Origin of the sequence: Streptomyces sp. NPDC048479 (assembly GCF_040651435.1) — a bacterium.
Lineage (GTDB): Bacteria > Actinomycetota > Actinomycetes > Streptomycetales > Streptomycetaceae > Streptomyces.
Window position 1 is genome coordinate 72144 of the sequence record NZ_JBEZKA010000029.1, and the last position, 10845, is coordinate 82988.

11 protein-coding genes and 2 pseudogenes are annotated in these 10845 nt (G+C 69.2%); 7 read left to right on the forward strand and 6 right to left on the reverse strand.

Annotation, left to right across the window (positions count from 1 at the left end; genetic code table 11):
- Positions 1-9: 9 nt before the first annotated feature.
- Positions 10-519 (reverse strand): hypothetical protein, encoded by a 510-nt coding sequence (locus tag AB0D12_RS33210; protein ID WP_362691226.1) that lies wholly within the window; start codon positions 517-519, stop codon positions 10-12.
- Positions 520-787: 268 nt separating this feature from the next.
- Here AB0D12_RS33210 and AB0D12_RS33215 point away from each other — a divergent pair, with 268 nt between their 5' ends.
- Positions 788-1663, forward strand: coding sequence for a helix-turn-helix transcriptional regulator (locus AB0D12_RS33215; RefSeq protein WP_362691228.1), 876 nt, complete (start codon positions 788-790; stop codon positions 1661-1663).
- Positions 1664-1793: 130 nt separating this feature from the next.
- On the opposite strand, the pseudogene AB0D12_RS33220 reads toward AB0D12_RS33215, so the two are convergent.
- Together AB0D12_RS33220 and AB0D12_RS33225 are read right to left on the reverse strand one after the other, a co-directional pair.
- Positions 1794-2105: pseudogene (locus tag AB0D12_RS33220) on the reverse strand (oxidoreductase); the annotation flags it as partial.
- 316 nt (positions 2106-2421) lie between these two features.
- Positions 2422-2706, reverse strand: a complete 285-nt coding sequence (locus AB0D12_RS33225; protein ID WP_362691231.1) for an Atu4866 domain-containing protein — start codon at positions 2704-2706, stop codon at positions 2422-2424.
- A gap of 426 nt (positions 2707-3132) precedes the next feature.
- Here AB0D12_RS33225 and AB0D12_RS33230 point away from each other — a divergent pair.
- From AB0D12_RS33230 to AB0D12_RS33250, 5 genes and pseudogenes are all read left to right on the forward strand, one after another.
- Positions 3133-3429, forward strand: a pseudogene (locus tag AB0D12_RS33230) (helix-turn-helix transcriptional regulator); the annotation flags it as partial.
- Between the two features lie 504 nt (positions 3430-3933).
- Positions 3934-4689, forward strand: coding sequence for an Atu4866 domain-containing protein (locus AB0D12_RS33235; RefSeq protein WP_362691234.1), 756 nt, complete (start codon positions 3934-3936; stop codon positions 4687-4689).
- A 181-nt stretch (positions 4690-4870) separates the two neighbouring features.
- Positions 4871-6265 carry an amidohydrolase family protein gene (locus tag AB0D12_RS33240; protein WP_362691237.1) on the forward strand — a complete coding sequence of 465 codons (1395 nt, stop codon included), beginning with the start codon at positions 4871-4873 and terminating at the stop codon, positions 6263-6265.
- A 272-nt stretch (positions 6266-6537) separates the two neighbouring features.
- Positions 6538-6726, forward strand: coding sequence for a hypothetical protein (locus AB0D12_RS33245; protein WP_362691240.1), 189 nt, complete (start codon positions 6538-6540; stop codon positions 6724-6726).
- A gap of 146 nt (positions 6727-6872) precedes the next feature.
- Positions 6873-7838, forward strand: a complete 966-nt coding sequence (locus AB0D12_RS33250) for an SDR family NAD(P)-dependent oxidoreductase (RefSeq protein WP_362691243.1) — start codon at positions 6873-6875, stop codon at positions 7836-7838.
- 234 nt (positions 7839-8072) lie between these two features.
- On the opposite strand, the gene AB0D12_RS33255 is transcribed toward AB0D12_RS33250, so the two are convergent.
- Positions 8073-8585, reverse strand: a complete 513-nt coding sequence (locus tag AB0D12_RS33255) for a PadR family transcriptional regulator (protein WP_362691245.1) — start codon at positions 8583-8585, stop codon at positions 8073-8075.
- 55 nt (positions 8586-8640) lie between these two features.
- On the opposite strand from AB0D12_RS33255, the gene AB0D12_RS33260 reads away from it, so the two are divergent.
- The gene (locus AB0D12_RS33260; RefSeq protein WP_362691247.1) at positions 8641-9330 is read left to right on the forward strand and encodes an isochorismatase family cysteine hydrolase; all 690 of its coding nucleotides are present in this window, start codon (positions 8641-8643) and stop codon (positions 9328-9330) included.
- 290 nt (positions 9331-9620) lie between these two features.
- Here AB0D12_RS33260 and AB0D12_RS33265 read toward each other — a convergent pair whose 3' ends face one another.
- Complete coding sequence (locus tag AB0D12_RS33265) at positions 9621-10073, reverse strand: transposase family protein (protein ID WP_362691249.1); 453 nt, start codon at positions 10071-10073, stop codon at positions 9621-9623.
- Between the two features lie 235 nt (positions 10074-10308).
- Positions 10309-10662, reverse strand: a complete 354-nt coding sequence (locus AB0D12_RS33270) for a VOC family protein (RefSeq protein WP_362691252.1) — start codon at positions 10660-10662, stop codon at positions 10309-10311.
- Positions 10663-10845: the final 183 nt, after the last annotated feature.

A 10845-nucleotide genomic window follows, 5' to 3' on the forward strand; every position in this document is an offset into this window, starting at 1 on the left:
CCCTGCCGATCAGACGGGTCGCAGAACCTGATCAGGTTCTGCGGAGGCGGCTTCGGCGAACTCGGCGAAGTCCATGTTGCCGAGCGTCAAGTTCGCGTGGACTGCGTGCACTGCGGTGGGCGCGGCGCGGAACTCCCGGGGCTGCGGGGACACGATGAGCTCTTGGTAAAACGCGGGATCGAGGTCGTCCTCCTCCTCCCAGATCGTCGTCAGAGCCAGCAGGGCCCGAACCGGCGACCCCATTGTGTGGCCGTCAGCGAGGAAGACGACACTCAGGTAGTCATCCTCGCCCACCACGGAGAGAACCTCGTCAGTGTCTGCTCCAGACCAGGCAGGCGCATCGACCACATGCACCCTTGCGGGAAACTCGCCGAACGGCCCCCACGGCCGGCGCAGCTCCCCGATCACCGCATTCCACGACTCGTCGTCGCCGAAGTCCGTTCTGATGACGAGAGCGTCGAACGTGTCGCGTCCGAGGATCTCAGGCAGCACTCGTTCGAGCCTCTCTGGCATCGTCATGTGGAGGACTCTCCCATGCCGCACCGACACCCCAGCCCGCTGCCGAAGTGATCCAGAGGAAACGTCCTACCCGGCCGAGGCTGGATTGCCGAGGACCCCCGGCGGCGCGTGCCGGGCCTGCGCGGGGAGGCACCGATGACGCCGGGCGCAGCCGACCGGGCCCTGCGGCCTCATCTCGTAAGCGGCCGACCTCGCGGGCGTGGCATCGCCGGACGCCCGGACGTTCCGCCCACCGGCGGTCGGCATTCTCCTCCACTAGGTTGGGGTCATGAGCGACAGCACTCCTTTGGGAGAGTTCCTCAGAGCACGGCGCGAAGCCCTCAAGCCGCAGGATGTAGGCCTGCCGGAGCACGGCCGCAGGCGGGTACCGGGGCTGCGCCGCGAGGAAGTCGCCATGCTCGCGGGCGTGAGCTCCGACTACTACATGCGCCTGGAACAGGGCCGGGAGACCAGCCCGTCGCCCCAGGTGATCGACGCGGTCGCCGCCGCCCTCCACCTCGACGACGAGGCACTCGACCACCTGCGCAGACTTACCCGGGCGCCTCGGGAACGCCGCAGCGTTCCCGCCGGTCACGACCGGATCAGCCGCCAGCTCCTCCAGCTGCTCGACAGCTGGCCCGACACCCCCGCCTTTGTCCTGGGACCGGCCCTGGACATCCTGGCGCACAATGCCCTCGCCGCGGCCCTGCACAGCGGATTCCAGCGGTTCGACAACCTGGCCCGCATGGTCTTCCTCGACCCGGCCGCGCGTACCTTCTACCAGGACTGGGAGAAGGCCGCGAACTCCTGCGTCGCCGAAATTCGCGCGGCCTACGGATACGACCCCGCTTCCCCTCGGATCACCGAAGTCGTCTACACGCTCCGCGCGAAGAGCCCGGAATTCGCTGAATTGTGGGCACGGCACGAGGTGAAGGGCAAGACCCAGCAGGCGAAGAACCTCACACACCCCGAGGTCGGAGCTCTGGAAATCCAGTTCTCGGCCTTTACGGTCAACGATGCCCCGCACCAGCAACTCGTCGTCTACCAGGCCGAGCCTGCCAGTGCCACCGCGGCTGCCTTCGCCGAACTCCGTTCCACGGCCGACCGAGGGGAATCCGCACAAACGGTGCAGGAAGAATCCGGCCGGGCTCTCAGCGACACCTGACTTCCTACTTGCTCGCGCGCGCCCCGGCCCCTCTGCCCCCCAAGGAAACTCCCCCCGCCGCCTGCGCGAGCTGATGACACCGTCCCCTCCCCACCACTCGAAGGGGACGGCGAACGGCCCAGGCCTGGCCGGCGGTGGGACGGACGATGATCTCACTGACGTCGACTTCGGCGGGTTGGTCGATGGCGAACGCGATCGCCGCCGCGACGGACGAGGCCGGGATGACGACCCTGAGTACGCATCCTCTCGCGGCCCTCCGGGGCGGAGATGGCCTCGGCGAGTTCGGACGCGGTGACGCCGGGGGAGCCGGTGGTGACGCGGATGTCGCCGCCGGCATCCTGGCGCAGTCCCTCCGAGATGGCCCACGCCAAGCTGCTCGCCGAGCGAGGTCACCATGTGCGGCGTGCTTGGTGGCGCTGCACACGACCGCGGTCGACGAAACTCCTTCACAGTGCGGCAGCCGATGCGGCCGACCCCGGGTCCTCGTGCACGGCGATTACGCCTTCGTAATCCCGTATAGGCAGGGGTGGGCTCGGGAGGCGGTAGCGGCAGGAACGGCCGGTCTGTTCGATGAGTTGCTCGACTGCGGTGCCGCCGTCGCCCAGCGTCAGGATGCGGGTTGACGGCGCGCTCCGGGTCGGGGGTGGTGGCCGTCATCAGCGGCTGCCAGGTGTGGAGGGCGTAGAAGTCACTGTTGCGGGCCCACACTTGGTCCGGGGTGGCGGAGACGGTCACCTGCACGTGGATCTTGGTCATGGTCAGGCTCCCTGCCGGGCGCGCTCGCCGCCCTCGCGGTAGAGCACCAGGTGCTCGTGGACGAGAACCCCGTCGCGGACGTCGCCGGTGGCGGTGAAGCCCGTGTCGTCGACGTAGTCGAGGTGGTTGCCGGCGACGCTGTAGCGGCCGGTGTAGGCGCTCTGGCGGTTGCCGCGGGCCTCGTCGTAGCGGCCGTTCGGCAGCAGTTCCTGACGGATGAATCCGTCCGCGGTCACCCACATCCCGACGTACGGGTGCGGGTCGCGCGGCGTGTCGTTGCTGGTCATGGCTCTACGGTCGGCCCGGCGGCCGATGCCAACCAGGCCGCCGTCTCCCCAGGTGAGGGCTTCCTGGGTGCTGCGCACCCATCATCGCGTGCAGCTGTGCGCCCGGCAGCGGCGCCGGCCGACTGGGCCTGGCCGGTCCGGTCGGCGGGCTCTGGTGGGATTCGCAACGAGGTCGGCCACGTGGGCGGATGCGCCGCACCTGTGCCTCAAGACTCCGTGCGTACCAGCGGCACCGCGTCGGTGAAAGCCGCCTATCCTCGCGCGGCGAAGCGGTGATCGCGGGAGCCCCGGCCGGACGGGGGAGTCGGCCGGGGCAGATCGAGGGGAGGGGGACGCCCTCGCTGATCACTGACTCCAGGACTGGCGGCGACTGTTGGCGTTGGCCGGGCACGGGCCCGGAGCAGCTGCGCACCGCCCCACCGGACGCTCTCCACCCTCGGTGCTGCCGCCTTCGCGCAACGCACGGCCCGCGAGCTCCGCGCCACGGGCGAGCACGCGATCAGGCAGCCCGTCGGAGCGCTCGACCAACTCACCGGCCAGGAGCGGCCGATCGCCCGCCTGGTCGCGACCGGCGCCACACCCAAGGAAGTGGGAGCGCAGCTCTTCCTGAGCCCGCGCACCATCGATGCCCATCTGCGCAGCGTCTTCCGCGAACTGGGCCTGACCTCACGCCGGCAGCTGCACGAGCTCTCCCTCGACGAGCCCGTGAACAATCAGGGCTGAGTCCCTGGGGCATCGGGCTCGGGCGCCGGAATCAGGCAATTGTCACCGACGCGACACCCTCGCCGTATTGCGACAGCCGTGACCACAGCACCTCTCGTGGAAACGACTCGCAAGAGACCGAGGTGACCGGCCATGCCCGGAGTCATCGCAGGAACCCCGCTGAGCGGACGTACGGCCGTCGTGACCGGCGCGTCCATTGGCATCGGCGAGGTAGGCGGTGAAGGGTTCGTGCACAGCCCAGACCGATCTCAACATCACGGGCGTCATGAGCACCATCCCGCAATGAGCAGGCCATCTGGGACCGCTCCACGATCACCGCCGCACCGAGCGGCACTGACCGTGGGTGCCGCGCACCTGGGGACACGGCGGCCTGGTTCCGATTCCGGAGCACGCCGAAGCTGATGGTGCAGCAGCCGCCCGGCGCTACCAATCACCCGCACGGCTTGCAGGAGCCCACTTCGCGCATCGCACACACCAATGAACCAACGCACTCAGGAGTGAGCAATGAGCATCACCGACACGGACATCGTGGGCTGGAACTCCAAGGCCCTCGACGAGATCCTCTCGAACGACGCGGGACGTCCCGTCCTGTTCACCAACGCCCGCATCCTGACGACGGACCCGCTGATCGGGACCATGACCGGTGCCGACATCCTGTTCGTCGGCCCCCTGATCGTGGCGGTCGGCCCCTCCCTCTTCAGCGCGGCGGACGACGACAATGCCATCGTCGTCGACTCCACGGGCATGACCATCGTCCCCGCCGTCGTCGACACCGTCGCGCTGGCCGACGGCCGGGGCCACCGCTCGGAGTACGCCGCGACGCTGACCCCGGGCACCACCAGCGACCTGCTGGTGGTGCCCGACGAACTCGCCGCCGACGTACCGAGCGCAGTGGCCACGCTCATGTCCCAGCCGGAGCAGGTCCGCGCACTGGTCGCGGCCGGCAAGCCCGTCCTGTGGGCCGGCACCGACGCCCCCGGCCGGGCCACTGCCCCCGAGGCGGGCATCCCGGCCTCACCGGACCTGACCGGCAGCCCGCGGGTCGGCGTCTGGATCGACCAGGAGGACTTCCTGCACCAGGAGCTCACCGCCGACGGCCGCTATGACGAGACCCGGGGCGGCCGCCCGCACGCCTACCAGGGCAGGTACTGGATCGACGGCGACCGCATCGACTACCTGGACGACCTCGGCTTCTGGGCCGTCGGAGAGTTCCGGGGCGACGAACTGCACCACGTCGGCTACATCATGCACCTGGGTTGATCCCTTGTGCGGCCCCGGAATCGCGTGCCGGGGCACGTCCTGAGCCTGGGTGCGCGACACCTGGGGAAACGACGGCGTGGTTAGCCGCAGCGGAGCGGCCGAGGCCGGTGGTCCAGCAGCTTCGACCGCCCCTGACGGCACACCAGTCCGGCCTCACCGGCACATGGAAAGAAGACCCCTCATGAACGTCAACGACACGACCAGCGCTGCCGTCCTCGAACAGCTCCGGCGTCAGCCGGCCGACCGGCGGCGCATCCTTTTCAGCGGCGCGACCATCGTCACCATGAACCGGGACCTCGGCGTCATCGACTGCGGCGACCTGCTCGTCGAGGGCGACACGATCACCGCGGTCGGCCCCGACCTCAGCGCGGGCGACGCCGTCGTCGTCGATGCCACCGGAACCGTCATCACTCCCGGCTTCGTCGACACCCACCGGCACGCCTGGGAGGCCCAGCTGCGGCGGATCATGCCGGACGTCGACGACCTCGGCGGCTACGTCATGGCCACCCTGGCCGGCTACGCCACGGTCTACCGGCCCGAGGACATGTACATCGGCACCAGACTGGCCGCCCTGACCGCGATCGACAGCGGCATCACGACCATGCTCGACTTCTCCCACAACTCCCGCACCGGCGAGCACTCCGACGCCGCCATCCAGGCCCTCCTGGACACCGGCATCCGCGGCGTGCACGCCTCCATGGGCCCGCACTTCGGCGACTGGGACCGGCAGTGGCCCGGCGACCTGACCCGGCTCAAGGAGCAGTACTTCAGCAGCGACGATCAGCTGCTGACGCTGCGCCTGGCCGCCCTGGCCACCGACGAGATCGCGGGCCCCACTCTCGCGTACGGGCAGGAACTCGCCGGTGTTGCAGAGCACTTGGGGATCGGTGTGAGCGTGGACGCCGTCTTCGGCACGTCGTCCTCCGAGGCCGTGCGGCGCTGGGCCAAGGACGGCATCCTCGGCCCCGATGTCACCCTCATCCACTCCACCGGACTGACCGCCGACGCGTGGAAGGCGATGGGGGAGTCCGGGACCACCGTGGCGCTGGCCCCCACCTCCGACGCGCAGATCGGCCTGGAGACCGCGATCCCCGCCGTCGACGAGGCCCTGTCCGTCGGCATCCGCCCCGGCTTGAGCATAGATGTCGAAGTCGCCCTGGCCAGCGACATGTTCACGCAGATGCGGGCACTGCACGCCATTCAGCGAATGCGTGCGGTCAACGCCGTCTACGGCACCGACCAGCAGCAGCCCTCCCGGATCACCACGTACGACGTCCTGGACTTCGCCACCCTCCAAGGCGCCTGCACCAACGGCCTCGGGGGCGTCACCGGCTCCCTCACCCCGGGCAAGAAGGCCGACCTGCTGGTCATCCAGTCCGAGGACCTCAACAACATGCCGCTCAACGACCCGATCGGCACCATTGTGCTGGGCTCCGACGCCCGCAACATCAGCGCCGTCCTCGTCAACGGCGAACCCCGCAAGTGGAACGGCCAGGTCCTCGACGTCGACCTGCCCGCCCTGCGCAGCGAGGTGCACGCCTCGCGCGAGTACGTGCTGAACACCCCCGCCGCCTGAGCATTCCCCTTCATCGTCCCCCGGCCGTTCCTCCCGCGGCCGGGGGCGCCCACCGCGGCCCCCTGATTTCCGGGCGGCCGACGAACCCCGGGGCTGCGGGCCACACGGTCCGTTGCGCAAGCGTGGTGCCGCGCACCCAGGAAACAAAGGGCCTGTATCCACATCGCGTCGCCCGTGAACCTGGCATTGGGCCCCGTTGCGCCCCGCACCCGCAGAAAGCCGCTTCGCCCAACACTGGCCGCCGCCAATCGCGGCGGCGCCGTCGACCCCTCATGCCGCTCCCCAAGACGGGGTCGGCCGACCAGATGTACGCCGTCCTGGCTCTGCTGCACCCGATGGCCACCTCGTTCGGCGCCGCACCGGGGCCGGCCACCTGGACCGCGACGGCGTTCGGCTTCGCCTACGCTGTCGGATTCCTCCTCGCCGGCCCGCTGTCGGACCGCTTTGGGGGCGCGCCGTGATCAACGCCGGGCTGGTGGCCGCCACCGCAGCCACCGCGGGGACTTCTTGCCCGGAACTACTGGGACACCCCCTCGCCGGAGTGAACCCGGCGAGGGCTCGGCCACGCGTGTGACTTCGAGCGCGTTCCAGCTCGTAGCTTGGAAGCATGGCAACTCCTCAGCACAGGATCGGGTCAGGCTTCGGAGCCGAGAGCACCACGGAGGAGGTCCTGCGCGGGATCGACCTGACCGGAAAGCTCGCGATCGTCACCGGCGGCTACTCGGGCCTTGGATTGGAGACGACGCGGGCGCTCGCCGGCGCCGGCGCCCATGTTGTGGTGCCCGCCCGGCGCCGCGCGGCCGCTCAGGAGGCAGTCGCCGGCATCGACAGCGTGGAGGTCGACGAGCTGGATCTCTCCGACCTCGCAAGTGTCCGCGGTTTCGCCGAACGCTTCATCGCCTCAGGCCGCAGCGTCGACTTGTTGATCAACAACGCCGGGATCATGGCCTGCCCGGAGACACGAGTCGGACCGGGCTGGGAGGCGCAGTTCGCGACCAATCATCTCGGCCACTACGCGCTCGTCAACCGGCTTTGGTCGGCGATCGCGCGGGGTGGGGCGCGAGTTGTCACGGTGTCCTCCAACGGCCACCAGTTCTCGGGAATCCACTGGGACGACGTGCAGTTCGAGCACGGCTACGACAAGTGGCAGGCATACGGGCAGGCGAAGACTGCCAACGCGCTGTTCGCCGTACAGCTCGATGCGCTCGGCCGGGACGCCGGTGTACGAGCGTTTTCGGTGCACCCCGGCGCCATTGCCACCCAGCTGGCGCGCCACGTGCCCAGGGAGGAGATGCTCGCTGCCGGCTGGATCGACGAGGACGGCAACCCGGCGAAAGCCGAGTTCAAGACCCCCGACCAGGGTGCGGCGACGCAAGTGTGGGCGGCGACCTCCCCGCAGCTGGCAGGCATGGGCGGCGTCTACTGCGAGGACTGCGACATCGCGGAGCCCGCAGGCGAGGGTGAGCTCAGCGGGGGCGTACGCGCCTACGCGACGGACCCCGGGCAGGCGGCGCGGCTGTGGAAGTTCTCGGCCGAGCTCACAGGTGTCGACGCGTTCGCGGCAACCGTCTGAGAGGTTCCGTCCGCATCCACGATTTGAGCCGCTGGTTGGCGTCGTTGCTGGTGTTGGTGGTGCTCCGAATGGATTCACCCGGGACGACTCCGGGGGCGTTGGTGATCCAACCGCCGGAGACCGCCGTCTGGCCGGCTGGACAGACAGCCCGGGTCGCAACAGAGCTGTGCGCTGGCACCGAGACGACCGGACCTTGTGCTTCAGTGGCGCCCCGGGAGGTTCACCCGGGCGGCATCATGCCAGTTGCTCCCGCAGCCAGGACTGTTCCGCGCGGCTGGTGGCGCGGGCGATGAGGAGCATGCCGCGGCGGTACGGGTCATCGGTGTCCTCGGCGCATCGCGGGCGGTTGCCGTCGTGGAAGAAGCTCGCGGGCTGTTCCAGGAACTCCAGCCTCCGGCGCAGCACTGCGTGCTGGTCGGCGGTGTCGGGGAGCTGAGAAAGGAAGGCCAGGATGGTGAAGTATCTGGAGCTGTCGCTGATGTCCGGGTCGTCGGGTTCCCGGAGCCGGCGCAGCAACTCGGTGCGGCCGGCAGGGGTCAGGCTCAGGGTGTGCCGCTGGGCGGCCGAGGCACCGGGCTCAGTGTGCCGGTCCAGCAGCCCGGCTTTGACCAGGCGGTTGATCGCCGGGTAGAGACTGCCGTCGCTGACCGGGCGGGCATGGCCGGACAAGTGCGCAATGAGGGGGCGCAGTTGGTATCCGTGCAGCGGGCCGTCGGCCAGGAATCCCAGGATGGCGAGTTCGAGCATGCTGCTACTCTCGCACATCGAAACGAGGTATCTCGAATCGAGATAGGGGATGGGGATGGCATATTCCGAGGCATGGGTCACCGCGCGGGCGCGTGACGCCTACGAGCACGGCCGGGCATCGTTCGATGTGCGGCCAGAACGCTCCGCGCTGCTCGTCATCGACATGCAGGACGAATTCACCCGCCCCAGTTGGAGCCCCTACTGGGTGCCGGCGGCAACCCGGATGGCGCCCAGACTGCGCCAACTGGTCGAGGAATGCCGGGCCGCCTCCGTCCCGGTCATCTGGACCATCTTCGACGACACGCACCTCGGCCTGGACCGGCCGCACGCCTTGCGCTACCTGCCGCACGCAGACACCGACTGGCGCCGGCCGGGCCCCGCCGAAGTGTGGGCCCCGATGGGCTACCGCGCCGACGAGGCTCTGATCCGCAAGCCCTCCTACGGCGCGTTCTACGACACCCCGCTCGACACGATGCTCCGCAACCTCGGCCGCGACACGGTCATCGTCACCGGCACCCTCACCAACTACTGCTGCGGCATCACGGCCCGACAGGCATACGAACGCGGCTACAAAGTCGTGTTCGGAGCCGACGTCACGGCGACCGACGACGAGTCCCGGCAGGAACCCGAACTCGCCGTCCTGCGCAAAGGCTTTGCACGGGTGCTGACCGCCGAGGAGATCACTCACCAGCTGATCGGACGCACCTCCGGCACCGGGAACGAGGACTGGGCGAACGTAACCTGACGCGGCACCAGCCACGCGCTGCGCCCAGGGTGTCGTGGCGTGATCACGCGGCTTGCCCAAGCGGGAGCGCTGTCGACGCCGCCGTCTCAGCCTGCGGCGCTGTCCTGTGCTCGGGCCGCCCTGGTGCTGGCTGGCGAGCACAACCTCGATGTCGAGCCGCTTCGCCAGCCACTCGGCAAGACTGGACGCCGCTCGATCTGGCAACAGGTCCACCGGTCGTCGGCTCTCGACATCGACCAGCACGGTGCCGTAGACGCGCCCCTTGCGCGTCGCGTACTCATCGACTCCGACTACCCGCGGGGACGGTGCCTCCGGCTCAGGCAACGCGTCGAGCAGCCGCAACACCGTGCTGCGGCTGACGGACACCCCGAAGACCCGGGCCATCCGGGCTCCAGCCCGGCCGGCGAGCGCAAGACCGTGGTCTTGATCGTGTTCTGCTTGCGCTTTCCGGAGACGAAGGCGGCCCGTCCGGCCTTCGGCCGACGGACCTGGGTCTCGGTGCCGTCGAGGCGCAGTGTGACGTTTTCGGCCTCGGCGTAGGCGAACACGTCGCCCAGGGTGCGCAGGCACAGGCCTGGTCGTTGCGGGACGGCACACCCGCGTTCGGCCAGCAGCGGCCTGATCTCGCCGATTGCCCGGCCGATCACGGAGGACCAGACCTGATAGATCACGCCGATGGCCTCGTGGGTCAAATCGGTGCGCAAGTGGACCAGGGCGACCAGCAGTCGGTCGGTGAACAGCACTCGTATTTTGGCCCAGCGCCGGCCTGGCGCCTCCGGTCGCCGCGGCGCCGCCGGCGGCGCCCGGACTCCCATCGCGCCTCCCACCGCGGCGCGAGTGCGGTGACAAGCTCACCAAGGTGTCCCCGTGACAGCCCGCAGAAGGCGTAACGGGACATGGCCACGCGGGCCTGACCAAGGTTCACATCTCGACAACCTAGTGGGCCACCAGTACGTCACCGCCTGCGTGAAGACGCGGTCAGGCGGGCTGCCACAGCTCGACCCGATTGCCCTCAGGATCGGTGACCCAGCCGAATCGACCGACACCCTCCATGTCCTGCGTCTCTTCAGCCACGTCCGCTCCCTTGGCGCGCAATTGCGCGAGCATCGCATCCAGATCGCGGACCCGGAAGTTGAGCATGGTCTGCTGGGCGTGGGACCCGAAGTAGTCGGTCTCGGACTCGAACGTCGCGAACACGGTCAGCCCGGCTCCCTGACGCCACAGGCCGTTCTCATCGGCGTCCAGACCTAGGCAATCGCGATACCACGCACCCAGGGCCGCCGGGTCGGCGGCCCGCATGAAGTATCCACCGATTCCCAGCACACGTTCCATGCCGCTATCTTGCCAGGACGGCGATCGGGCGTGGTGGCACCACACCATCACCCGCTTCACACCCCCATCTCAATCGCGGGGGAACTCGTTAGGGCTCGCAGAGAATCAACATGCGGGTTTGATCTTCCTCGGGGGCTGGCTGCCGTACTTGTCGAGGTGGGCAGCCACGTCCGTCGGGGTGCG